The 23,788-nt window shown below is 70.0% G+C and carries 21 protein-coding genes and 2 tRNA genes; 2 read left to right on the top strand and 21 right to left on the bottom strand.

Features of this window, described 5'->3' with window-relative positions:
* Positions 1–110: 110 nt before the first annotated feature.
* From IT359_19510 to IT359_19495, 4 genes are all read right to left on the bottom strand, one after another.
* Positions 111–193 (bottom strand) — tRNA-Leu (locus tag IT359_19510).
* Positions 194–344: 151 nt separating this feature from the next.
* A tRNA-Gly gene (locus IT359_19505) sits at positions 345–417 on the bottom strand.
* 76 nt (positions 418–493) lie between these two features.
* Positions 494–1,702 (bottom strand): galactokinase, encoded by a 1,209-nt coding sequence (gene galK, locus IT359_19500; protein MCC6931185.1) that lies wholly within the window; start codon positions 1,700–1,702, stop codon positions 494–496.
* The gene (locus tag IT359_19495) at positions 1,699–3,477 is read right to left on the bottom strand and encodes a hypothetical protein (protein ID MCC6931184.1); all 1,779 of its coding nucleotides are present in this window, start codon (positions 3,475–3,477) and stop codon (positions 1,699–1,701) included. Before IT359_19495 ends, galK begins: the two co-directional genes overlap by 4 nt.
* A 191-nt stretch (positions 3,478–3,668) precedes the next feature.
* Here IT359_19495 and IT359_19490 point away from each other — a divergent pair, with 191 nt between their 5' ends.
* On the top strand, positions 3,669–5,384 hold the full coding sequence (locus tag IT359_19490; protein MCC6931183.1) for a hypothetical protein: 1,716 nt from the start codon (positions 3,669–3,671) through the stop codon (positions 5,382–5,384).
* A gap of 3 nt (positions 5,385–5,387) precedes the next feature.
* Here the strand turns inward: IT359_19490 and recN are convergent, their stop codons facing one another.
* From recN to IT359_19410, 16 genes are all read right to left on the bottom strand, one after another.
* The gene (gene recN, locus IT359_19485; protein ID MCC6931182.1) at positions 5,388–7,121 is read right to left on the bottom strand and encodes a DNA repair protein RecN; all 1,734 of its coding nucleotides are present in this window, start codon (positions 7,119–7,121) and stop codon (positions 5,388–5,390) included.
* A gap of 10 nt (positions 7,122–7,131) precedes the next feature.
* Positions 7,132–7,989 (bottom strand): NAD(+)/NADH kinase, encoded by an 858-nt coding sequence (locus IT359_19480; GenBank protein MCC6931181.1) that lies wholly within the window; start codon positions 7,987–7,989, stop codon positions 7,132–7,134.
* Between the two features lie 7 nt (positions 7,990–7,996).
* A complete protein-coding gene (locus IT359_19475) occupies positions 7,997–9,880 on the bottom strand; it encodes a 1-deoxy-D-xylulose-5-phosphate synthase (GenBank protein MCC6931180.1) in 1,884 nt (627 codons plus the stop codon).
* 107 nt (positions 9,881–9,987) lie between these two features.
* On the bottom strand, positions 9,988–10,872 hold the full coding sequence (locus IT359_19470) for a polyprenyl synthetase family protein (GenBank protein ID MCC6931179.1): 885 nt from the start codon (positions 10,870–10,872) through the stop codon (positions 9,988–9,990).
* A gap of 1 nt (position 10,873) precedes the next feature.
* Positions 10,874–11,089 (bottom strand): exodeoxyribonuclease VII small subunit, encoded by a 216-nt coding sequence (xseB, locus tag IT359_19465; GenBank protein ID MCC6931178.1) that lies wholly within the window; start codon positions 11,087–11,089, stop codon positions 10,874–10,876.
* A gap of 8 nt (positions 11,090–11,097) precedes the next feature.
* Positions 11,098–12,360: an exodeoxyribonuclease VII large subunit gene (xseA, locus tag IT359_19460; protein MCC6931177.1), complete on the bottom strand. Its 1,263-nt coding sequence runs from the start codon at positions 12,358–12,360 to the stop codon at positions 11,098–11,100.
* Between the two features lie 68 nt (positions 12,361–12,428).
* On the bottom strand, positions 12,429–13,340 hold the full coding sequence (gene folD, locus IT359_19455) for a bifunctional methylenetetrahydrofolate dehydrogenase/methenyltetrahydrofolate cyclohydrolase FolD (GenBank protein MCC6931176.1): 912 nt from the start codon (positions 13,338–13,340) through the stop codon (positions 12,429–12,431).
* Positions 13,341–13,350: 10 nt separating this feature from the next.
* A complete protein-coding gene (rny, locus tag IT359_19450) occupies positions 13,351–14,937 on the bottom strand; it encodes a ribonuclease Y (protein ID MCC6931175.1) in 1,587 nt (528 codons plus the stop codon).
* Between the two features lie 219 nt (positions 14,938–15,156).
* Complete coding sequence (locus IT359_19445; protein MCC6931174.1) at positions 15,157–15,474, bottom strand: cell division protein ZapA; 318 nt, start codon at positions 15,472–15,474, stop codon at positions 15,157–15,159.
* A complete protein-coding gene (locus IT359_19440; GenBank protein ID MCC6931173.1) occupies positions 15,471–15,824 on the bottom strand; it encodes a hypothetical protein in 354 nt (117 codons plus the stop codon). Before IT359_19440 ends, IT359_19445 begins: the two co-directional genes overlap by 4 nt.
* Positions 15,802–18,315, bottom strand: a complete 2,514-nt coding sequence (locus IT359_19435) for a phenylalanine--tRNA ligase subunit beta (GenBank protein MCC6931172.1) — start codon at positions 18,313–18,315, stop codon at positions 15,802–15,804. Before IT359_19435 ends, IT359_19440 begins: the two co-directional genes overlap by 23 nt.
* Before the next feature lie 9 nt (positions 18,316–18,324).
* Entirely contained in the window at positions 18,325–19,335 is a 1,011-nt protein-coding gene (gene pheS / locus IT359_19430) for a phenylalanine--tRNA ligase subunit alpha (protein ID MCC6931171.1), read from the bottom strand.
* A 99-nt stretch (positions 19,336–19,434) separates the two neighbouring features.
* Positions 19,435–19,803: a 50S ribosomal protein L20 gene (rplT, locus tag IT359_19425; GenBank protein MCC6931170.1), complete on the bottom strand. Its 369-nt coding sequence runs from the start codon at positions 19,801–19,803 to the stop codon at positions 19,435–19,437.
* A 12-nt stretch (positions 19,804–19,815) separates the two neighbouring features.
* Positions 19,816–20,013: a 50S ribosomal protein L35 gene (gene rpmI, locus IT359_19420; GenBank protein ID MCC6931169.1), complete on the bottom strand. Its 198-nt coding sequence runs from the start codon at positions 20,011–20,013 to the stop codon at positions 19,816–19,818.
* A 7-nt stretch (positions 20,014–20,020) separates the two neighbouring features.
* Positions 20,021–20,536, bottom strand: a complete 516-nt coding sequence (locus IT359_19415) for a translation initiation factor IF-3 (GenBank protein ID MCC6931168.1) — start codon at positions 20,534–20,536, stop codon at positions 20,021–20,023.
* 441 nt (positions 20,537–20,977) lie between these two features.
* Positions 20,978–21,925 (bottom strand): 3'-5' exonuclease, encoded by a 948-nt coding sequence (locus IT359_19410; GenBank protein MCC6931167.1) that lies wholly within the window; start codon positions 21,923–21,925, stop codon positions 20,978–20,980.
* A gap of 350 nt (positions 21,926–22,275) precedes the next feature.
* Here IT359_19410 and IT359_19405 point away from each other — a divergent pair, with 350 nt between their 5' ends.
* On the top strand, positions 22,276–22,923 hold the full coding sequence (locus tag IT359_19405) for a redox-sensing transcriptional repressor Rex (GenBank protein MCC6931166.1): 648 nt from the start codon (positions 22,276–22,278) through the stop codon (positions 22,921–22,923).
* A gap of 16 nt (positions 22,924–22,939) precedes the next feature.
* Here IT359_19405 and rsmA read toward each other — a convergent pair whose 3' ends face one another.
* Positions 22,940–23,752, bottom strand: a complete 813-nt coding sequence (gene rsmA / locus IT359_19400) for a ribosomal RNA small subunit methyltransferase A (protein ID MCC6931165.1) — start codon at positions 23,750–23,752, stop codon at positions 22,940–22,942.
* Between the last annotated feature and the right edge of the window lie 36 nt (positions 23,753–23,788).

The following is a 23,788-nucleotide window of genomic DNA, read 5'->3' as shown; positions in this document are numbered from 1 at the left end:
TAGTGTAGCGGGAACCGCTGTCAGGGGTGCGAGCGCGTGATGCGTCGTGCGCGATGCGTCGTGCGCGATGCGTCGTGCGTGATGCGTCGTGCGTGATGCGTCGTGCGTGATGCGCGGGGCGGGACTCGAACCCGCACTCGGTTGCCCGAAGGGGATTTTAAGTCCCCCGCGTCTACCATTTCGCCACCCGCGCGCGAAGTCGAGAAGACGAGAGGTCCCGACGGTGTCGGGACATGAGAAGACGAGAAGACGAGTCAAGCGGCGCACGCCCTGACATCTCGTCTTCTCGTCTTCTCGTCCCCAGCCTTCGTTGGGGAAGGCTTCTCGTCTTCTGCCGTTCTCAGAGCGGGAAACGGGACTCGAACCCGCGACCCCAACCTTGGCAAGGTTGTGCTCTACCAACTGAGCTATTCCCGCGCGACGCGAAGTATAGCCGTCGCGCCCAGCGTCCAACAAGGCGACGCACGTCTGCACCCACCGTACGTCGCGACGACTAGCGCTCGATGCGCGCTCCCCCGTCCGGCGACGTGAGCCAGGTGCGCGGTGGGCGCCCCCACGACAGTTCGAACGTCTCGGCGAGTTCGTGGGAGAATTCGCCCAGGACCTTGGCATCACCAACGACAATCGCGCACCCGCCCCAGCCAGCGCCCGTGAGGCGTGCCCCGTCGATCCCGATGCGCGCCACGCAGTGCTCGACCACCCAGTCCAGTTCTGGCGACGAACACTCATAGTCATCGCGCAGGGAGCGGTGCGATGCGTTGAGCAGGAGCCCGATCGCCTCGCGTGTTTCATCCGAACCCAGCCCAGGGCGGCCGGCCGCCGCTTCGCAATGTCTCACGAACTCTCGCACGCGCTGCGTCTCGGCCACCACGTGGCGTGCGCGCTTCCCGACCGGGTCGGGGAGCGCTGCGCGTTCGAGCAGTTCCGGCGTGGCGTGTGCGAGCACATCGAGCGCCGGGTCGAATTGGCGCAGGATCTCGAGCGCGGCGGTACACTCGGCACGACGCGTGTTGAACGCGGAGTGAAGGAGCGCGCGTGGCGACACGGTATCGACAATGAGAACGCCGCGCCGAAAGGGGATGCTCCGCGCCTGCGCGGTGTCGCAGTGCAGGTGCAGCGCGTGCCCGTCTTCGCACAGCGCACTCGCGAACTGGTCCATGATGCCGCAGGCGACACCCACGAAGTCGCACTCGGCGCCATGCGCCACGAGGGCGACGTCGCGCAGCGGGATCGCGCCGTCGTCGGCCGTGCGTGCCAGGCGGAGCCCTTCCATGGCCAGCGCGGCGGCGACCGTGGCCACCTCCAGCGCCGCCGACGACGACAGGCCGGCGCCCATCGGGACATCCGACACGACGGCCACGTCGTGCCCGTGCGGCCGCGCGCCTAACGACTCGGCCCCGCGCAGGGCGCCGGCCACGTAGTCCCACCACGTCCCTGTTGCTCGCGTGTAGGCACTGCCCCATTCGCCGCCCTCGCCCCGCTCCCGCGACACGGCGCGCGACGCGTGACCACGCGCCGGCGCGATGGCCACCCAGGTCCGCTGCGCAATGGCGATGGGGAGCACTTCTCCGCCGTTGTAGTCCGTATGCTCGCCGATCAGGTTCACGCGCCCGGGCGCCGACGCCACCGCCGCGGGACGGTGGCCGTACGCCGCGGTGAACAGCGCCTCCACCGCCTCGCGGCCGCCAGCGGGGACGCTCACGGCGTCACGCCGAGGGCGTGCACGGCGTACCAGAGCGTATAGGCGAGCAGCCCGGCCAACGATGCGTCGCCCCCGTTGGCCGTGGCGTTCCCATCGGCGTCGATCTTCTCGGCGGCGAGGCCACCGTGCAGCGGCGCGCGCCGCAGCCACTGCAACACGTCCTTGGCGTCGGGGCCCAGCAACCGCGCGATCTGCTGCGCCAGCACCCGCGGCTCGAGATCGATGGTGCGCACGGTGCGCCGATACGCCGAGTCGCGCCGATCCAGCGTCTCATACATCGGGAGCCAGACGACCGACGCGCCGGGCTCGTCGTCCGCCACCGCCTCACCCCCCAGGTTCACCGCGGACATGAGGATCGCCTTGCCCCCGCGCTCACCGGCAAAGTGGTGTTGGAGTGCGGCGCGCACCGCCTCCGGCTCCTCCACGGCGCGCGCCGTCTCCTCATCGAGCGTGCGACGGAAGACATCCAGCGCCTGCGCCGCGACCGCGTTGCCGTGCAACGTGTACGGAAACGCCGCCGGGCGCCCCGATGGCGTGACCTCGGTGGAGAAGAGCGGGATCGACTCGTGCCGCCGCGTGCTGATGTCCTCGTGCGAGCCGTACAGGGTATCGGCGATGACCGGTTCCTCGACGATCTGGCCGTCGCCCGTCTCGCGGATGTAGCGGTCGATGGCGATTGCGTACGCCCCTGCCCCTTCCAGCGAGAAGCCTGGCTCGAAGAGCGTCCCGTCGAGGTAGCGCACCCCGATGCCTGGCGAGTAGCCGTGCAGCTCGCAGGCGCGCAGGATGAGTTCGCGCGCCAGCGGAGGATCGGCGAGCTGCACCGCGGGAACGGTCCAGATGAGCGACTCCCACTCCCGCACCGTGACGCCGCGCGAATGCCACGGCACGCGCGTGCGGCAGAGGTAGAAGTGCGCGTCGTCGAGCGCCCGCCCCACGCCGTAGAAGTACGCGAAGAGGAGGTTGCGGTTGATGATCGCGTCGACGCTCTCGTGTCCGGTGGTCTGCTCGAAGGCGCGCAGCGTGTCGCGCGTGGAGGCGAGGAGGTAACGCCAGCCGCGGCGACGCATGACGGCGACGGTGGCCTCGGCCCCATCCCCTTCCGGCCCCACCGCGAGGAAGAACGCCGTGTCGGCATGGCCGTGCGGCGGGACGCGCACCTCGCGCCGGATCGCGTACTCCTGCTCGTTAGGGACCTCGATCGTTGCCGCACCATCGGCACCGATCGCCATCCCGACAAGTCCGGGGACGGCGGTCCCGCCCAGGATGACCGCCTCGGTCATCCCGCGACGCACGGCATGGGCGTCGATGAAGGGGCGCGGCGTGCGCACGCGCAGCTGCCGGTGCCCGAGATGCCCCTCGAGCCCGATGGTGACGTTGATGGCCTGCTGCGACTGGTTCTCGAAGGCGAAGGCGTAGACCGCGCCGGCGGTGTCGGCGTCACGCCCGTACGGCGCAAAGATCGTGGCGCGCACCACGAGCTTCCCGAGCGTGGCCGTGAAGGTGGGGAGCCAGTGGAGGGCACGCTCCCAGGCGAGCGGCGTATCACTCCAGACCACGGGGACGCCATCGATGGAGAGGACCGGCCGGGACAACGCGGGGCCACCACCATCGGCAAAGGACTCGCTCCCGGCGAACTCCACCGCGGCGCGGGCCCCGCGATGCAGCGTTCCCACCGCGTGGATGGATCCGTCGACCGGGTGGATGCAGGGGAGCGCGATCCAGTGGTTACCGGTGATCTGCCACGGGATGGGTGGAATCGGTGTATCGTACACGGCTGGATTACTTTCGTGGACCCGGCATTCGCCCCGTCCGCCAGGGCGGCGGCGGGCGTGTCGCCGCATTCTCTCGATTGCCTCAACTTACCTTGTCGACCCTACACCTCAAACGACGGCGCGTCGCCGCGGCGTCCAGGGTTTCGCTGCCGGGCGTTCCGCGCCGCGGCGCGCGTCCTGACAGGCTGGGCGTGACGGTTTGCGCCGCGCTCGGCGTCGCGCTCGGCGCGGCGCTCGCGCTCGCCCCCGCGGCGGCGCTGGCACAGCGGGCACTGGGGCCGTCCGACGACGCGACGGTCGTGCCCAAGGGGATGATTCGAATCGGGGTGCAACCCACCTGGGGACGCGCCAACGAACGCTTCGGCGATGGGCTCAACGGGCGCGTGAAGGGAGAGCCGGAGCGCCTCGCGATCGACTATGACCTCGACTCGCTCAACGCCAATCGCTTCGAGCCGCTGCGCGCTATCCAGGGTTCGCTGCAGACGCTTGCCGGCAAGACGGCCATCGCCAACTCGCTCGGCAAGCTGCGCGTGGACTATGACGTGTCGTCGGTCGTCACGCCGATCACGATGGAGTTCGGGCTCACGCGACGCATCACGTTAGGCGCGCTGATTCCCTACGTGCGCATGCGCAACGAGGTCTCGCTGATTCCCAACCCCGGGCGCAACGAGGGGACGATGGGGATCAACCCGGCGTTCCAGTTCGCGGGAGCGCGCGCCCAGAACCTCGCCCTGCACACCCAGCTCACCCAAGCCACCACGCAGCTGCACGACCTGCTCACCACGTGCGCGGGGAGCAGCGATCCCGCGTGCAACGCCATCAACGCCGATCGCGCACGGGCGCAGGCGCTGGCCACTACGGGGACCGCCGTTGCCGCCGCCGTCGTCAGTGTCTACGGAACGAAGACGGGGGAGGGATCGCGCTACGCGCCGGTGGAAGGGGGCGCCCTCCAGAAGGACATCATCGCCCGCCTCGCCACGCTGTCGACCGATTTCGGCTCCTTCCTTGGCGCGCCGAGCGGGCGCACCAACTGGATTGACCTCAAGCCGGTGGGAGCCCCGCTCATGGGCTACACCGACTTCACCAACATCGTGACCGACCCGGTGTACGGCATCGGCGCCGATTCGCTCATCACCTTCGAGCGCGCCACGGTGGGCGACATCGAGCTCGGTGGCAAGGTCCTCCTGTACGACGGCCTCGGCGCTCGCCCCCCGCAACGCACCGACTGGCGCGGCGTCAGGTTGCGCCTGGCGGTGGGGGGCGTGTACCGTCTGTCGACGGCCAAGGTCAAATCGCCCGACGCGTTTGCCGACTTCGGGAGCGGTGACGGGAGCCAGGATATCGAGGGGCGCGTCTTTGCCGATGTGCTCGTGGGGCGCCGCTTCTGGACGTCCGTGGTGGCGCGCTACGGCGTGCAGAACGCGGACCAGCAGTACCTCCGAATCCCCGACGCACCAAACGCCCCGTTCCCGGCCGCGTATCGCCGGCAGTATGTGGCGCGCGACCTTGGCGACTACTGGTCTGCCGAGGTCTCGCCGCGCCTCACGCTCACCGATGCGCTGATGATGAGCGCCACGTACAGCGTGTGGCAGAAGGGTGAGGATGCCTACACCGGCGCGTTCCCGGTGACCAACCTCGCGGGGCAGCAGGTGACACTGGATGCGTCGATCCTCAACGCGGGCACGGCGCGCAACGAACACCGACTGGTGGCCGGCTTCACCTTCTCGACGATGGCTGGCTACTACCGCGGCCGTTCGGCGCTCCCGCTCGAGGTGAGCTACATGGTGGGGCAGTCGATGCGCGGCTATGGCAACGTGACGAAGACGTTCACGCAGGCCATTGGTCTCCGCGTGTACACGCGCCTCTGGAGCACCCCGGAGAACCGCCCCGCGCGCACGCGGCGATAGCCGTTAGGCGTCGCGGGCGGTGCGCCCCTTCTTGCGCCGCGTCCCCTCCTCACGCACGGCGGCCGGCGGGGCGCTGGCGGCGGCCTCGAGCAGTTCGCGGGCGTGGGCGCGGCTCGTCTCGCTGTCGGGATCGCCGCCGAGCATTCGCGCCACCTCGGTCACGCGTCCCTCGCCATCCACCACGCGCAGGTCGGCCGTCGTCACGCCGCCACGCGCCCCCTTGGACACCACGATGTGGTGATGCGCGCGCGCGGCGATCTGCGGCAGGTGGGTGATGGCGAAGACCTGGTGATGCCCGGCGACGCGGCGCATCGTGTCGCCCACGCACAGCCCCACGCGCCCGCCGATGCCGGCGTCCACCTCATCGAAGACGAGCGTGGGCACGCCGTCGAGCCGCGCGAGGATCGTCTTGAGCGCGAGCATCACGCGCGCCAGCTCTCCGCCAGACGCAACGCGGGCCAGCGCCCGCGCCTCGTGCCCCACGTTGAGCGCCACGCGGTATTCCACCTCTTCCGCGCCGCAGCGCCCGATCTCCGCGCGCGGTGTCATTGCCACGGTGAGATGGCCGTCGGCGAGCCCGAGGTCGGGAAAGACGGCATCGACCGAGCGCTCGAGCGAACGGGCGGCGCGTGCGCGCGCCGTCGTGAGCGCCCCCGCCTCGCGCGCGAGTGCGCCGGCGAGCGCCGTCTCGCGCTGGCTCAGCGCCCCCAGGTCGAGCGAGGCGGTGTCCACGAGATCGAGCTCGGCGCGCGCCTCGCGCAGCGTCTCCAGCGCTCCCTCCACCGAGCCGCCGTACTTCCGCGTGAGGCGGAACAGGACGTCGCGCCGGCGCTCCAGTTCGAGCAGCCGGCCGGGGTCGGCGTCAAGCGCCCCCTCGTAGTCTTGCACCTCGCGGGCGAGTTCCTCCAGTTGCACGAAGGCGGCGTCGAGCATCTCCTGCAGCCGCTCGAGCGACGGATCGAGCCGCGCCGCCGCCCCAAGCGCGCGCTGCGCCGCGCCTAACAAGCGGAGCGCCGACTCCTCCTCGCCGTCGATCGCCTCGCGCAGGTGCGTGGCATGGGCGCGCAGCTCCTCCACGTGCGACAGGCGACGCACCTCCTCCTCGAGCCGCACGTCCTCGCCCACCACCAGCCGCGCCTCGTCCAGCTCGCGCACGACATGGCGCAGGTAATCGGCGCGCTTCTCCGCCGCCGCGCGCCGCGACGACAGCGAGGCGATCTCCTCGCGCACGGCGGTCACGGCATCCCACGCCTCGGCCACGCGCGCGCCCAGTGCGGTGGCGCTTCCGAAGGCGTCGAGGACGGCGCGCTGCACATCTGGGCTCAGGAGCGTTTGCGACTCGTGCTGCCCGTGGATGTTGACCAGCGCGCGCCCGATCTCGGCCAGCGTCGCCGTGGTCACGGTGGTCCCGTTGATCCAGGCGCGGCTCCTCCCGCCGCTGGCAATCTCGCGTCGGAGCACCACGACCCCGTCCTCCACGTCCACGCCGCGTTCGTCGAGCGTGCGCAGCAATTCAATGCGTCCCGTGGCGTCGAAGACCCCCTCCACGCTCGCCTTGTCGGCCCCCGCGCGCACGAGATCGGCGCTCCCGCGTTCGCCCAGCAGCAGCCCCAGCGCCTCGACGATGATCGACTTGCCGGCCCCCGTCTCTCCCGAGAGGACGTTGAAGCCGGGGCGCAGCGGGAGCGCCACGGATTCGAGGATGGCGACGTTTCGAATGCGCAGTTCGGTGAGCATGAGGGGTCGGCTAGCGCGTCTCGCCGCCCGCACTCCACCCCAGCTTGCGTCGCATGCGCGAGAAGAAGGTCATCTCCGGGAATCGCACGAGCAGGACGACGCGGCGGGCGCGACGGACAGTGAGTCGGTGATTGCTCCCGAAGCTACCGCCGATCTGTCCGTCGATCGTTACCAATTGATCGCTATCATCATCCTCAACGCGCACGGTCACCACCGCGGACGGCGGAAGGACGAGGGGCCGGATCGACAGCGAGTGGGCAGAGATCGGCGTGAGCACGATGGACTCCAGGGCGGGGTCGACGACCGGCCCCCCCGCCGAGAGCGAGTACGCGGTGGAACCGGTCGGCGTGGCGAGCACCACGCCATCGGCGGCGAAGTTGGCAATCTCCTCGTCGTTGACCTCGACGTGCAGCCGCATGACGCGCGCCTTGCCTCCCTGGCGTACCACGACGTCGTTGAGCGCGTGCCAGGTCCACTCGGGGCCGTTGCCGTTGGACACCTCGGCCTCGAGCGCCATGCGCGCGTCGGACACGTAGTCGCCGGCCACGAAGCGGCGCAGGGCGATCTCGATGTCCTCGCGCCCGCAGGCAGTGAGGAAGCCCAGCCGCCCCAGGTTGATGCCGAGGATCGGGATCTCGCGCCCGCCCAGGAGCCGCGCCCCGCGCAGCAGCGTCCCGTCGCCGCCTAACGACACGAGGGCGTCGAGCGCGCCGTACTCGTGCAGGATCGCGCCGCCGGGACGCAGGGCGGCGAGGTCGGGCTCGAGGGCGAGCGAGATGTCCAGCGCGGGCGCGAGCCGGTGCAGGGTCTCGAGGAGCGGAAGCAGATCGTCGTACCCGCGGTGCCCGACGACGCCAAGTCGCATCACGTGACGGTCACCCCGCGAGCGCTTCGCTCTCGTGCAGCGCCCGCACGCGCGCCGCGATGCCGTCGGCGTCCAGGGCACAAAGCGCCAATTGCCGGGCGCGCGATGCCGCGACGACGATACGGTCGGGGACCCCGTGCGCAATCACGCGCACGAGCGGCTCCTGCTGCTCCACCAGGCGCGCCATGCAGGCGCCGAAGCCGTTCACCACCGTCCCTTCCTCCACCACGAGAAGCGTCTTGTGGCTGGCGAGCAGGGCCGCGAGGGTGACCTCGTCGTGCGGCTTGAGGTAGCGGCAGTTCACGACCGTCACGTGGATGCCCTCGCGCTGCAGCGAGGCGGCGGCGGCGAGCGCTGCCTGCACCATCGTCCCCACCGCGAGGATGGCGACGCCATCGGTACCGCGCGCGAGCACCTCCCACGTCCCGATCGGCGCCGCCGGGATCTCGCGCGCGTGCGGCACGATGTCGGGCGATGCGTCACGCGGGAACCGCAGGCAGAAGGGGCTACGCGTCTGCTCGATGCCGGCGCGCAGGAGGGCGAGCATCTCGGTCCCGTCCTTGGGTGCGGCAACCGTCATGTTGGGGACGGCGAGCATGTAGGCGATGTCGTACAGTCCCATGTGGGTCTCGCCGTCCTCGCCCACCAGCCCGGCGCGGTCCATGGCGAAGACGACGGGGAGCGACTGCAGCGCGCAATCGTGGATGACGTTGTCGTAGCCGCGCTGGAGGAAGGTCGAGTAGATCGCCACCACCGGGCGCACGCCGCGCGTCGCCATGCCGGCCGCGAACGTCACCGCGTGCCCTTCGGCAATCCCCACGTCGAAGAAGCGCGCCGGGTGTGCCTTGGCGATCACCGCCGTCCCCGTCCCGCTTGGCATCGCGGCGGTGATGGCGACCACCTCGGGGCGTTCGTCCATCATCTCGCTGAGTCCCTTGCCGAAGACCGCCGTGTACGCCGGGTTCGCGGTGGAGGCCTTGAGCTGCTTGCCGGTGGCCGGGTCGTGGCCGGGGGGGAGGGCGTGCCACTTCTCGACATGCTCGCCGGCGGGGAAGCCCTTCCCCTTCTGGGTGACGACGTGCACCAGGCGAGGCCCGCCGCGTTCCCGCACCACCTGGAGCGTGTCGATGAGGGCGTCCAGGTCGTGTCCGTCGATGGGGCCGAAGTAGCGAAAGCCCAGCTCCTCGAACAGGACGCCGGGGGTGAGGAACGACTTCACGCTCTCCTCCCACTTGCGGACGAGGGTGTTGAGGGCGTCGTGCGACGTGACAAACTCGCCGATGCGGTCGCGCACCCGGTTGTACAGCGGGTTGCGTTGCACCTGGTTGAGGTACTTCGACATCGCGCCGACGTTGGGGGCGATCGACATCTCGTTGTCGTTGAGCACGACCACGAAATCGCGCTCGCTGTGCCCCGCGTTGTTGAGCGCCTCGTAGGCCAGCCCGCTGGTGAGCGAGCCGTCGCCGATGATCGCGACCACCTTGTAGTCGTCGCCCTGCAGGTCGCGCCCCGCCGCCATGCCTAACGCCGCGGAGATCGACGTGGCGGCGTGCCCCGCCCCGAACGTGTCGTACTCGCTCTCGCTGCGCTTGAGGAAGCCCGACAGCCCCCCCTCCTGGCGCAGCGTCTCCATGCGCGCGTTGCGACCGGTGAGGAGCTTGTGCGGATAGCCCTGGTGCCCCACGTCCCAGACCAGCTGGTCGCGCGGCGTCGCGAACACGTAGTGCAGCGCGATCGACAGCTCCACCACCCCCAGCCCCGCCCCGATGTGCCCCCCGGTGCGCGAGCAGACGTCGATCAGGCGCGAGCGCATCTCCGCCGCCAAGGCGCGCAATTCGTCGCGCGTCAGGCGCCGGAGGTCGGCCGGCGAGTTCACTCGGTCCAGGATCGTCATGGGCGGAAGGTGTGCGGATTCACGCGCGAGGGGAAGTTCCGGTGGGTGACGGCGGCGCTGGGTCGCGGGGCGGCGCTGGGTGGCGGGATATCACGGCCGGCAGCGCGCTACGACCGACGCTCAACGGCGTAGCGCGCCAGCGCTTCGAGCGCGGGCGAGACGATCGACGCTCCGCGCAGCGACGCCACCGCCTCGGCAATGAGCGCCTCCGCCCGGTCGCGCGCCCCGTCGATCCCCAGGAGCGCGGGAAAGGTGCTCTTCTGCAGTGCCACGTCACGCCCCGCCACCTTCCCCAACTCGTTCGTGGTCGACGTCACGTCGAGCACGTCGTCGGCAATCTGGAAGGCCAGCCCGATCGCCGATCCATAGCGCCCCAGCGCCGCGACGCGCGCGGCATCGGCACCGGCCGCCATCGCGCCCACGCGCACCGATGCCTCGATGAGCGCTCCGGTCTTGCCGCGGTGGATTCTCTCCAACTCCGCCACACCGAGCAGTTGCCCCTCGGCCTCGAGGTCCAGGAGCTGACCGCCGATCATCCCCGCCGCGCCCGCCGCCTGCATCAGCTCGCGCACGATCGCACCCGCACTGGCCGGCGCAAGGCCGAGCGCGGTGGCCGCGCGATACGCGCCCCACGCCGCGAGCGGGACCATCGCCAGCCCGGTGGCGGTGGCGACGGGGACATCGAAGGCCCGGTGCACGGTCGCGCGAGCGCGGCGCATGTCGGCGTTGTCCATGCACGGGAGGTCGTCGTGCACGAGCGAGTAGGCGTGCACCACCTCCACGGCCGCCGCCAGCGCGTTCACGTCGCGCGTCCCGCCGCAGGCCTGGTAGCCGTGCAGCACCAGGAAGCCGCGCAGCCGCTTCCCTTCCCCTAACAGCGCGTAGCGAACCGCCTCGGCCACGCGCGGCGTGAAGCACTGCACCGTCTCGTCGCACAGGCGCGCGAGCGCCGCATCGATCGACGCGCGCTGGGCCGCGATGGCCCGCATCACGTCAGGCACCGAGTTCCCTTGCTTCCAAGATGCCGTCCGCCTGCTCCACCAGCACCTGCACCGCCGACTCGGCGCGCCTGAGTTCGTCGCTCGCCGTGCGCAGGTGCACGATCCCTTCCTCGAAGAGGGCAAGCGCCCGCTCGAGCGGGATCTCCTCCCCGTTCATCTCCTCGACGATCGCCTCGAGGCGCTCGAGGGCCTGTTCAAAGGTCGCCATGTGTCCCGTCACTCCGTTGCAGGGTGCGCCGCGGGGCCGTTGTCCGCGGTGGGATCGTCGATCGGGTGCAGCGACTCCACGCGCGTCACGGCCCGTCCGTCGCGCAGCCGCAGTTGCAGCTGGTCGCCCGGTGTGAGCGATGCCACCGAGGTCACGAGCGTTCCCGCCGGTGTCGTGGCCACGGTGTAGCCGCGCGCCATCGTCGCCAGCGGCGAGAGGGCGTGCAGCTGACCGGACAGGCGCCCCAGCTGCAAGTGGCGGCGCTCCACCAGCCGGCGCGCCCCCACCCCACCCTGCCGTGCCGCCTGCGCCAGGCGACGCCGGGCGTCGCGCAGCAGCGCCGATGCCCCGTCTTGCAGCTGTCGGCCAAGCCCCGCCACGCCCCGCTGCAGGTCGGCCAGGACCGGCACCGCATGCTCCGCCGCGGCCGACGGCGTCGGCGCGCGCCAGTCGGCCACCAGGTCGCAAATCGACATGTCGACCTCGTGCCCCACCGCCGAGATGATCGGGACGGGACACGCCGCCACGCGGCGCGCCAGCTGCTCGTCGTTGAAGCACCACAGGTCCTCGCGCGACCCACCGCCCCGGCCGATGATCACCAGGTCGGCGCCCCCCCACCGCGCCACCCGGTCGAGCGCCGCGCATAACGAGGCCGGCGCCATCTCGCCCTGCACCACCGCCGGGATCAGGACCAGCTCGACCAGCCGGTTGCGCCGCTGCGTGACCGAGATGATGTCGTGCAGCGCCGCGCCGTCGGCGCTGGTGATCACGGCAATGCGCCGCGGGAAGAACGGGATCGGCCGCTTGCGTGCCGGCTCGAGCAGGCCGTCGCGCTCCAGCCGCTCGCGCGTCTGCTCGAACGCCTTGCGCCACAAGCCGTCGCCCACCGCGTCCATCGTCCTGACGCTGAACTGCAGGTCGCCACGCGCCGCGTACATGGTGACCTGTCCCAGCGCGACCACCTGCATCCCCTCGTCGGGCGGCGCCGGGATGCGACGCGTGTCGCGCGACCAGACGACGCAGCGCACCGACGCCTCCTGGTCGCGCAGCGAGAAGTACCAGTGCCCGTTGCGATGCTTTGTGAAGTTGCTCACCTCGCCGCGCACCCACAGCGGCGGGAACGCCCCCTCGAGGACGTCCTTGACCGTCCGCGTCAGCGTCCCGATCGAGATTGCAGCTGCCGGGCTCTCGCCCGGGGCGAGCGAGGCGTCCGGCTCCGGCGCGGCGTCCGCCGGGACCGCATGCGACCTGTCCGGCGGAGCGTTTGCCACCGGCGGGGCGAAGAGGTCCGGCGCCTCGCGAGGAGGCGTTGCCGCGCCCCGCGAGCGCCGCGCCGGACTCACGCTTGCGGCGCCGTCGCCGTGGCCGAGTGCGCGTGCCACTGGCGTGCCGCGCGGGCCGTGTTCTTGAGCAGCATGGCGATCGTCATCGGACCCACACCACCGGGGACCGGCGTGATGAGCGACGCCACCTTCGAGGCGCTCTCGAAATGCACGTCGCCCGCCAGGCGGTACCCGCGTTTGCGCGTCGCATCCTCGATGCGCGAGATCCCGACGTCGATGACCACGGCGCCGGGACGGATCATCTCCCCGGTAATCATCTCCGGCCTGCCTAACGCGGCAATGACGATATCGGCGCGGCGCGTGTGGAAGGCCAGGTCGCGCGTACGCGAGTGGCACACCGTCACCGTGCAGTCGGCCCCCGCCCCCTGCTGCACGAGGAGTGCCGCCATCGGCTTCCCCACGATGTTGCTGCGCCCCACCACCACGACCTCCTTCCCCCTGGTCTCCACGCCGTAGCGCACCAGGAGTTCCTGCACCCCCGCCGGCGTACACGGCGCGAAGCCGTCCTTCTCCCCGATCAGGAGCTTGCCGACGTTCACCGGGTGGAAGCCGTCCACGTCCTTCTCGGGCAGGATGCGACGCACCACCGTGTTGGCGTCCATGTGCCTGGGGAGCGGGCTCTGGACCAGGATTCCGTGCACCTGCTCGTCGGCGTTGAGCCGGTCGATCAGCGCCTCCAGTTCCGCCTGCGGCGTGTCGGCCGGGAGCCGGATCGTCTCCCCCTTCATGCCGGCTTCGCGGCTCGCCTTCTCCTTGGCCGCCACGTACGTCTGGCTCGCCGGGTCCTCGCCGACGATCACCACGGTGAGCCCAGGCGTCACGCCTAACGCCTTGAGCGCCGCCACTTCACGGGCCACGTCATCGCGCACGGCCTGCGCCACTGCCGTGCCGTCGATCCGTTGCCCCATCACGTCCTCGCTAGCGAGCGACATCGACCGCCCTCGTCTCTCGAATGATCACGACCTTGATTTGCCCCGGATACTGCAACTCGGCCTCGATGCGGCGGGCGATCTCGTCGGCCAGCGCCGCCATGCGCAAATCGTCCACCCCGTCGGGTGTGACCAGCACGCGCAGTTCGCGCCCCGCCTGGATCGCGTAGACCTTCTCAACCCCCTTGTAGCTCGACGCGATCTTCTCCAGCCCCTCGAGCCGCTTGACGTACGTCTCGAACGCCTCACGCCGCGCACCGGGGCGCGACCCGGAGATCGCATCGGCCGCCTGCACCAGCACCGAGATCTCGCTCTCGTGCGGCACGTCGTCGTGGTGCGCGGCGATCGCGTTGATCACCAGCGGGTGCTCGCCGTACTTCGTCGCCACCTCGACGCCCAACTGCACGTGCGTCCCCTCATGCTCGTGCGTGAGGACCTTGCCAATGTCGTGCAGCAGCGCGCCGCGCTTGGCCATGGCGACGTCGAGCCCAAGCTCCGACGCCATGATCCCCGCCAGGTGCGCCACTTCCTTGGAGTGATCGAGGATGTTCTGCCCATAGCTCGTACGCCACTTCATGCGCCCGATGAGCTTGATGATCTCGGGGTGCAGCCCGTGCGTCCCCGTTTCATACGCCGCCTGCTCGCCCAGTTCAACGATCTGCGTCTCGACTTCCTTGCGCGACTTGGCGACGACTTCCTCGATGCGCCCGGGATGGATGCGCCCGTCGGTCACCAACTTTTCCAGCGACAGTCGCGCAATCTCACGGCGGATGGGGTCAAAGCAGGAGACGACCACGGTGTCCGGCGTATCGTCGATCACGACGTCCACGCCCGTCGCCAATTCGAAGGCGCGAATGTTCCGCCCCTCGCGCCCGATGATGCGCCCCTTCATCTCGTCGTTCGGGAGCGCCACCGACGAGACCGAGATCTCGCTCGTGTGCTCGGACGCGATACGCTGCACGGCGAGCGCGACGATCTTCTTCGCCTCGCGCTCGGCGTTCTTCTTGGCGCTGTCGCGGATTTCGCGAATCCGGTTGGCCGCGTCGGCCTCGGCTTCGCGCTCGAGGCGGGCGATCAGCTCCGTCTTGGCCTCCGACGCCGACATTCCAGCCAGCGTCTCGAGACGGCGGCGCTCGTCGGCAACGAGTCGTTCGAGTTCGGTCTCACGTTCGGCGACCGACTTCTCCTTGCGCCCGAGGTCGCTGGCGCGGCGCCCGAGGTCGCGCTCGCGCTGGTCGAGCAGGTCCACCTTCTTCTCGAGCTGGATCTCCCGATCGTCGACGCGGCGTTCCTCGCGTTCCACTTCCTCGCGACGGTGACGCGCCTCGACTTCCCACGCCTCGCGCAGCTTGATGAGTTCTTCCTTTCCCGCGAGGACGGCGCTCTTGCGCACGGACTCGGCTTCGCGCTCCGCGTCGCCGACCATCCGCTTCGTCAGTTCCTCTGCGGTCGCCTTGGCAGCGCGCTGCGTTTCGCGCTCGGCTCCCTGCCCGGCCTTTCGCCCGAAAACGAAAGCCGCTGCGGAGGCGACGACACAGAGCACGCCAAGCGCAGCGACGAGATACGTCGGATTCATGTCGATCTATGCTCCACCGCAGCGCACGCCGCGAAGTCGAAGGGGAACCACGGCTGACAGCGTATGGAGCTTGCACACCGGGCTACCGATCCGGCGCCGACGAAGGGCACGGGATGGGAAGCGCTAAGTCGTGCAGGAGCTTCAACCTACGCCACAGCGGGTTACACGCCGTCAAGCTACGCGCCGGCCCGGCAATTGGCAATCAGTCGCGCGACTCGGTCAGACGGCCGGATGGTCGCCCGATTCTCCGCGCTTTGCAGGGGGGAGCCAGCGCCGAATCTCGAGCGCGAGTGAGTCCATCGCCTCGTCCACCGACTTTGCCGACGCCCGGGCGCGAAAGAGTTCGTCGGTGATCTGCAACGCGGCCAGGATCGCCGCCTTGTGATTCTCCACCACCATCGACGTGTTGAGCACGCGCTTGATGGACTGGTCCACGTACTGCGCCACCGCCCGCGTGTGCTCCGGCGAGGCATCGGACCGGATGGAATACTCCTCTCCGACGATCACGACCTTCACGAGATGCTTCTTGTCGCTCATCGCTTGGTTCGCCCTCCGGCGCCGCCGGCTCCGGCTGCACCGACGCTCGCCCCCGGGATCGGGCGCCCCTGTTGCTGCCTCAGGAAATGAACGCGCGCCAGGAGCTGCCGAGTCCGTTCGGTGGCGTAGGCCACGCGCGCCTTGAGGTCGGCGTTCTCCTGCTCCAGCGTCTTGAGGCGTTCCAGCGACGCCGCATCGCCCCCGTTGGCCACCGCCGTCTCGAGGGCGCGCACGCGCGACTCCGAGGCGAGGGCGCGCCGGCGGAATCCCGCCAGTTCCTCACCCAGGTTGCGCACCAACTGCTCGAGCTGGTGAAACGATGCGGATTCAGGCAGTTCGGGGTCGGACACCGAGTTCGGTCTCCAGGGTGCGAAGGATCTTCTGCCGACGGCCGTCGACTTCCTTGTCGCGAAGTGTGCGCGTGGCGTCCCGGAAGGTCAATCGCCACGCCACCGAGCGATACCCCTCCGGAACTCCCGCCCCGCGGAACTCGTCGAAGAGTTCGAGTCGCTCCAGGAGTTCGCCCGCGCTCTTGCGCAGGAGGTGCTCCACCTGCGCCGCACTCACTCCCGTGGGCACGAGCAAGGCGAGGTCGAACTCGGCCGGAGGGGTGGTCGGGAGCGCCTTGTACGTCACGTGCCCCTTGGCGGGGGTGCGCGCGGTGACGCCGGCGCTGAAGTCGTGGCTCCCCGGCGGGGCGATGGGCGCGTTGGCCAGGCGCCCGAGGGTGATCTCGATGCCGAATGCCTCGCTGGCCCAGACGGGCTTGTCGAGCGTAACGACCTCGATCGTCCCGACGTCGCCCCCCTTGGCCGAGATGCGCCACAGCACCGGCGCGCCATCGCCCGCCTCGAGGGCGATCCGCATGCCGGGGTATGCGACCTCGGCGACCAGTTCTCCCAGAGCCTTGGCATCCCACGCGTCGATGATTTCGCGCGCGGCATCGCTGAAGTGATGCGCTCGGCGAAGCCCCATGATGAGGATGCCGACGCGGACCTTCTCCACGGGGAGTTGCCCCTGGCGGCGCGCGAAGGTCGACCCCACCTCGAAGAGGCGGACGTTCCCCTGCATGCGGCTCAGGTTGTACTCGGCGCGCCGGGCCAGCGTCTCGAGGATCGACGTACGCAGGTGCGGTTCATCGTCGGCGAGCGGGTTGGCGACACGGGCATGCGTCTCGTCGGTGCCGGCGACGAACGGGAGCGGGCGCACCTCGAACAGGCCGGCCCCCACGAGCGCGTCGCGCACGCGGCGCCCCGTCACGTGCAACGGGTGATCGGGGACGTTTCCCGGGCGGAAGGGCATCACCTCGTCGGAGAGCGCGTCGTATCCGCGCAGGCGTGCGATGTCCTCGATGAGGTCCACGTCGCGCGAGACGTCGTGCCGCCACGACGGGGCGGTCACGTCCAGCGTCTCCGCGGCGTCGCCACGCGGCGCCACGGTGAAACCCACCGACGACAGGAGCGCGGTGATGTCCGCGGCCGCCACCTCGGCGCCTAACAAGCGCCGCACGCGCCCCGGCGTGATGGCGATCGCCGCGCGCACCGACGGCGCACGCCCCACGTCGATGGCCTGCCCGTCCACGGCGCCGCCGGCAACGAGGGTGATGAGTTGCGCCGCGATCGACAGCGCGTGCGGCGCGATCTCGGGATCGATCCCGCGTTCGAAGCGATGGCTCGCGTCGGTGCCCAGCCCCAGCGCACGGCGCGTGACGCGCACGTTGCGCGGCGTGAAGTACGCGACCTCGAGGAAGAGGTCGGTCGTGCGCTCGGTAACTTCGCTCTCCAGCCCGCCCATCACACCGGCCACCGCGATGGCGCGCTCGGCGTCGGCGATGACCGTCATCCGCTCATCCAGAGTGCGCTCGACGCCGTCGAGCGTGACGAGGACCTCGCCGGCGCGGGCGCGGCGCACGATCACCGTCTGCTGCGCGAGCCTGGCCAGGTCGAAGGCGTGCATCGGCTGGCCATAGCCATGCAGCATGTAGTTGGTCGCGTCGACCACGTTGGAGATCGAGCGCAGCCCGAGCGCGGCAAGGCGGCGCACGAGCCAGTCCGGGCTCGGCCCCACCGCGACGCCGCGAATCACGACCCCCATGTAGCGCGGGCAGCCGTCGGTGTCATCGAGTTGCACCTGCGCGCCGCCGCTTCCGGTGCGGTACAGGTCGTGCACCGCCGTTCCCCCCGCCGACGGGACCTTCCCCCGCACGCCGTCGCCAAACTCGGCGTTGCCGGTGGTCGCATCAACGGTGAACAGCTCGACGGGGTCCTTCACCGCGAGCCCCTGCAGCGCCGCGACCTCGCGCGCCATTCCCCAGTGCGAGAGGAGGTCGGGGCGATTGGCCAGGACGTCGATGTCATACTGCACGTCGCCGACCGGCACGGCGTCGAGGAACGGCGTCCCGGTGGGGACGTCGATATCGAGGGCGAGGATCCCCTCGTGGTCGTCGCCGAGTCCGAGCTCGCGCGCCGAGCAGAGCATCCCGCAGGACAGCTCCCCGCGGATCTTGCGACGCTCGATGAGGATCCCCCCCTTGTTGCCGGTGGGCATCACGGTGCCCACGCGGGCGAAGGGATACATCGCCCCCTCGATCACGTTAGGCGCGCCGCAGACGACGTCGAGCAGCTCGCCGCTTCCGTCATCGACCTTGGTGACCCAGAGGTGGTCGGAGTTGGGGTGACGTCCGGCCTGGACCACACGCGCCACGACGATCATCGCCAGGTCGGCGCGCAGGCGCTCCATGCCATCGACCGTGGCGACGTGCGCCGTGATGAGCGCGCGCAACTCGGCGGCGGTCAGCGCGTGCGGGACAAAGGCCCGCAACCATTCGTGCGAGATCAGCATCGGCGGCGATCAGGCGAACTGTTCGAGGAAGCGGACGTCGGAATCGTAGAGCAGGCGGATGTCGGTGAGGGAGAAGCGCGACATGGCGATGCGCGCCGGTCCCATCCCGAAGGCCCAACCGGAGTACTTCTCGCTGTCGAGCCCCGCCGACTCGAGCACCGCCGGGTGCACGAGCCCGCACCCCATGATCTCGATCCAGCGCGCGCCGCGCCCATCGCCCACATCGAAGAAGACTTCCATCTGCCCCGACGGCTCGGTGAAGGGGAAGTACGACGGGACGAGGCGCGTGGGCGTGCGCTTGCCGTAGAAGGCGCGGGCAAAGTGCGCCAGCGTCGCCTTGAGGTCGGCGAAGGTGATCCCCTCGTCGATGGCGAGCCCCTCCAACTGCGCAAAGGCGGGGGCGTGCGTGGCGTCGAAGAAGTCGCGGCGATAGACGTTGCCCGGCGCGAGGACGCGCACCGGCGGCGCATACGACTGCAGCGTGCGCACCTGCACCGGCGACGTATGCGTGCGCAGCACGCCGCCATCCGCCAGGTACAAGGTGTCGTGCATGTCCATTGCCGGGTGGTTGTCGGGGAAGTTGAGCGCCGTGAAGTTGTACCACGGCGACTCTGCTTCGGGGCCTAACGCGACGGTGAAGCCCAACTCGCGAAAGATGTCGCAGATCTCGTCGATGACGAGCGAGACCGGGTGCACCGCGCCGCGCCATGTGGTGCGCGCGGGCATGGTGAGGTCGAGTTGCGTCCCGCGCGGGGCCGCCGACTCCAACTCGCCCTTGCGTGCCTCGAGCGCCGCCTCGACCTCCTGCTTGAGGGCGTTGATGGCGGCGCCGGCCCCCCGCCGTTCCTCCGCGGGGAGCGTGGGGAGGAGCGCCATCACCTCGGTCAGGCGCCCGGACTTGCGCCCGAGCAGTGCGTTGCGGGTCTCGGTCCAGGCCGCGGCATCCGCCGCGTGCGCGGCATCGCGCAGGGCGTCGGCGCGCAGGGCCTCGACCTTCAGGAGGAACTCGTCAAGCGTCACGAGGTGACCGATGCAGGAGTGGGAAGTCGGGACGGGAAAAAAGAACGGCGGCAGGCGCGACTCGCGTCGCGCTGCCGCCGAACCACTGTGGCGTTGATCTTACGCGACGGCAGTCGCCAGCGCAGCGCGGGCCTTCTCGGCGAGCGCGGTAAACGCCGCTTCGTCGTGCACCGCCAGGTCGGCCAGGATCTTCCGGTCAACCTCGATCCCGGCCTTCATCAGGCCGTTCATGAAGGTGCTGTAGTTCATCCCGTTGAGGTGGGCCGCGGCGTTGATACGCACGATCCACAGACGACGGAAGTCGCGCTTCTTGTTGCGACGGTCGCGGTACGCGTACCGCCAGCCGCGCTCGACCGACTCCTTGGCCGGACGCCACAGCTTGGAGCGCGCGCCGAAATAGCCGCGCGCGGCCTTCATGACCTGCTTCTTGCGCTTCAGGCGCACCACATTGGATTTGACGCGTGGCATCGCTCTCTCTCCTTACGCCTGGATGAGGCGCTTGAGAACCTTCGCCTCCCCGTTGGTCGCGACGGTGGTGGGACGGCGCAGCCGGCGCTTCCGACGGGCGTCCTTCTTGGTGAGGATGTGGCTCTTGTTGGCCTTCAGGCGGCGAACCTTCCCCGACGCAGTGACGGAGAAGCGCTTCTTCGCGCCCTTGTGGGTCTTCATTTTGGGCATCGTCAGCTCACTTCGGTACCAGGATCATCGTTAGGGACTTCCCTTCCATCTTCGCGGAGCTCTCCGTCTTGGCGACGTCGGCAAGCTGCTGCGAAACCCGCTCTACCACTGCGAAGCCGAGTTCCGGGTGGGCAATCTGCCGCCCGCGAAACATCAGCGTCACCTTGACCTTGTTCCCCTCGCCAAGGAAACGGCGCGCATGTCGAACCTTGGTGTCGAAATCGTGTTCCTCGATCCCAGGACGGAACTTCACTTCCTTGAGCTCGATCACGTGCTGCTTCTTCTTCGCCTGCCGCGCCTGTTTGGCTTGTTCGAACTTGAACTTGCCGTAGTCCATTACGCGGACGACGGGCGGGCGAGCGGTGGCAGCGACTTCCACCAGGTCGAGACCCGACTCCTCGGCGAGGGCCAGGGCCCGATCAACCTCCATGATGCCCATCTGGCTCCCGTCGGCACCGATGACGCGGACCGGGCTGATGCGAATCTGGCGGTTGACGCGAATGCGCTTCGTGTTGTCCTGAATAGGTCCGAACTCCTTCCGAGGGTTTGACCCCGCGTCGAACGACGTCTCGCCGTCACGGGAAAAACAAATGCGGACTCCTCTGGAGTCCGCAACACACGACCATCCGCCCTCATCCTGTGAGGCGGCGCCGTCTTGACGAGACTCCTGCAGCTGCTCGTCGCCGAGCGCCAGAGGGTGAGGGCCCGAAGACCCTGCTTGCCGAATTGTCCGAAAAACCTAAGCGACATGGGGTTAGGAGGTCAACCGGTAGCGGCACATTCGTCGCTTCGGCAGCGCCCTGGGGGGGCACCCGTCCCCCACCGCGCGCCCCCCGCGCCCAACGTGGCGGGCCGCGTCCAGTTCCGGGAGGCGCGAGCGCCACAACGGCCTCATCGCGGAGAGCCCGGCCACGGCCGACGGCCGCGAGCTGACGCACTCCCCCTCCCCCTCCCCCTACCTCGTTCAGACGGTGGGGTCGATGTCGACGCCGCGCGGCATGGCACTTCGCCGGCGCGATGTGCGGGCACGCCCGCGGTGCAGCAGCGCATCGAGCTCGCGCCAGGTGAGCGCCCCGCGCTCCTCCGCCAGCCGCAACAACCGCACGAGCACGTGCGCCGTGGCCAGGGCGTCGCCCGCCGCACGGTGGCGTGCCCCGATGTCGATCCCGAAGTGGTGCGTCACCGAGTCCAGGTTGCGCCGCGGCAGGTGCGGCAGCAGGTGACGCGCCAGGCGAACCGTGCACAGTTGTTCGCCAACCAGCGACACGCCCGCGGCGCGCTGCACCTCATGCGACACGAAGCGCCAGTCGAACGAGACGTTGTGCGCCACGAAGACGCGCTCGCGCAAGCGCCCCACCACGTCGTGCGCCACATCGCGGAAGCGCGGCGCCCGGCTCACCATCTCGTCGGTGATGCGCGTGAGCGCGACGATCGCTGGCGGGATGCTCCGTTCGGGATTCACGAGCGTCTCGTAGAGGTCGCGCACCTCGCCCCCCGTCACGTGCACGATGGCGATCTCGGTGACGCGGTCGCGCTGCGCGGGAGACGTCCCCGTCGTCTCCACGTCGACGACCGCAAAGGAGAGGTCGCGCAGCGGGACATCGTCACGCTCGATGGCGCCGCTCGCTTCCTGCCGCCGCTCGCGCACCGTGCGCACGCGCGCCGTCGCCTGCACGCCGTTGTCGTCGGGGATCGGTACGACGAGCGTCCAGCGCCCGCCGCCATCGCGCGCAAAGCCGGGATGTCGCCCGAACAACGCGTCGGCGAGCCGCTCCGCGACCGTAGGCGGCGCGGACGGCAGCGCACAAACGCGCTCCATCAGGGTAACGGCGTCGAGCGGCCCGGCGGCGAGCGCCTCGCGCGCGCGCACGAGCAGAAGGGAATCCGGGGTGCGGGCTTCTATCCCCCTCATGCTCGCGCGCTCGGCGTGAGACGAAACGTCGCGACAGGGCGAGCGAAAGACAGGCCGAGGGAACCGCGCATCGCGACAAGGTAAGCCGTTTCCGCGTCCCCGTGACGGCGCGCGCGGGGGGGAGAGTCCGCGCACCGCCGCCGCCACGCTGGCGCCGTATCGAGCACCCGGGCCCACGGCGCGCGCCGAGTGCGCGCTCTCGCGCCGAGTGCGCGCTCTCGCGCCGAGCGCGCGCTCACGCGTCGGCGCGACTGCTTCGACCGTGCTTTCCCCGCGTGCGGGCTCAGTTTGGCTGGTGGGGGATGTGGGGAGGGTTTAGTTTGTGAACGAATTCACAAGCATCACCCACTGTGAAACGTATCGCCGACAGCACCGTCCGACGCCTCTCCGTCTACCTCCGCTTCGTGGAGGATTCGGTGCAGCGCGGCATGCTCACCATCTCCAGCGAGGAGTTGGCGCGGCGCGGCGGAACCACGTCGGCGCAGGTACGGAAGGACCTCTCTTTCTTTGGCTCGTTCGGCAAGCGCGGCCTGGGATACCCGGCCGCCGAACTGACCGCGGCGCTGCGCGACATCCTGGGGCTCGACCGCGAGTGGCGCGTGATGATCATCGGTGCCGGGAAGATCGGGACCGCCCTCGCGCAGTACCGCGGCTTCAAGCAGCGCGGCTTCCACGTCATGGCGGTCTACGACGCCGATCCGCGCAAGATCGGCACGCGGTGGGAAGACCAGATCGTGCGCGACATCGCGGTGCTGGAGGGAGACCTCTCGCTCGAACAGCCCGACATCGCGGTCCTCACCGTCCCGGGGCCGCAGGCGCAGCAGGTAGCCGACCGGCTGGCGGCCGCCGGCGTCCGCGCGATCCTCAACTTCGCCCCCGTGCAGTTGCAGCTGCCGGCCGAGGTGACGGTGCGCAACGTGAACATGGCGATGGAGCTGGAGGGGCTCAGCTACGCCCTCGCCAATCGCGACCGCAACGGCGTCGACGGCGCGGCCTGAGTCGTTCCGCCCGCCCCTAACCCTTCACAGCAGCGCCGGCGCGCAGGACGCGCGCGAATTCCTCGCTCGAGAGCGTCTCCGGGCGCACGGCCACGTCGATCGCGCATTTCGCCAGCAACGCCTCCGCCTCGGCGGCGCCCAGGGAGAACAGCTCGCGCACCACGCGCCGCATCTGCTTGCGGCGCTGGCCAAAGGCCGCTTGCACCATGCGCGCGAAGGCGGCCTCCTCGTCGGGCCGCACCACCGGGTCGGGCCGCGGCACCAGCCGCAGGATGGCTGAGTCGACCTTGGGGCGCGGATGGAAGGCACCGGCCGGGACCCTCGCCACCACCTCGGCGCTGGCCAGCGCCTGCACGTTGACCGAGAGCGCGCCGTACGCCTCGCTCCCGGGCGGGGCGGCGACACGCTCCGCTACCTCACGCTGGACCAGGAAGACCATGCGCAACGGCCGGGGCGAGCGCAGCGCCTGGAAGATGATGGGGGTGGTGATGTAGTACGGGACGTTTCCCACCAGCGCCCACGCCCCCGGTGCCAGCGACGGCAGCTCCACGTCGAGCACGTCGCCTTCGACGATCGAGACATGCGGGCGGTCGGCGTATCGCGCCCGCAAGACGGGGACGAGCAGCGGATCGACCTCCACGCACACCAGGCGTTCCGCGCGCTGCGCGAGGAGGTCGGTGAGCGCTCCCCGCCCCGGGCCGATCTCCACGATCGTCTCGCCAGGGCGCGGATCGACTGCCTGCACGATGCGCTCGAGCGCCGTGCGATCGGTGAGGAAGTGCTGCCCGAGGCGCTTGCGCGCCGGCGGAAGCGACGGTCGTTGCGGCATCCCGAAAGCTAGCGGCGCGCCGTGAAGGGGGCGCTC

The organism is Gemmatimonadaceae bacterium, from assembly GCA_020852815.1.
Lineage (GTDB): Bacteria > Gemmatimonadota > Gemmatimonadetes > Gemmatimonadales > Gemmatimonadaceae > SCN-70-22.
This window is presented reverse-complemented; position numbering and strand designations above follow the sequence as displayed.

Bases quoted from the DNA above. Each gene is read 5' to 3' on its own strand.
- recN (MCC6931182.1), bottom strand. From the start codon at position 7,121: ATGCTCACCGAACTGCGCATTCGAAACGTCGCCATCCTCGAATCCGTG.
- IT359_19475 (MCC6931180.1), bottom strand. From the start codon at position 9,880: ATGACGATCCTGGACCGAGTGAACTCGCCGGCCGACCTCCGGCGCCTG.
- xseB (MCC6931178.1), bottom strand. From the start codon at position 11,089: ATGGCGACCTTTGAACAGGCCCTCGAGCGCCTCGAGGCGATCGTCGAG.
- folD (MCC6931176.1), bottom strand. From the start codon at position 13,340: ATGGGGCAACGGATCGACGGCACGGCAGTGGCGCAGGCCGTGCGCGAT.
- rny (MCC6931175.1), bottom strand. From the start codon at position 14,937: ATGAATCCGACGTATCTCGTCGCTGCGCTTGGCGTGCTCTGTGTCGTC.
- IT359_19445 (MCC6931174.1), bottom strand. From the start codon at position 15,474: ATGAGCGACAAGAAGCATCTCGTGAAGGTCGTGATCGTCGGAGAGGAG.
- IT359_19435 (MCC6931172.1), bottom strand. From the start codon at position 18,315: ATGCTGATCTCGCACGAATGGTTGCGGGCCTTTGTCCCGCACGCGCTG.
- rplT (MCC6931170.1), bottom strand. From the start codon at position 19,803: ATGCCACGCGTCAAATCCAATGTGGTGCGCCTGAAGCGCAAGAAGCAG.
- rpmI (MCC6931169.1), bottom strand. From the start codon at position 20,013: ATGCCCAAAATGAAGACCCACAAGGGCGCGAAGAAGCGCTTCTCCGTC.
- IT359_19410 (MCC6931167.1), bottom strand. From the start codon at position 21,925: ATGAGGGGGATAGAAGCCCGCACCCCGGATTCCCTTCTGCTCGTGCGC.
- rsmA (MCC6931165.1), bottom strand. From the start codon at position 23,752: ATGCCGCAACGACCGTCGCTTCCGCCGGCGCGCAAGCGCCTCGGGCAG.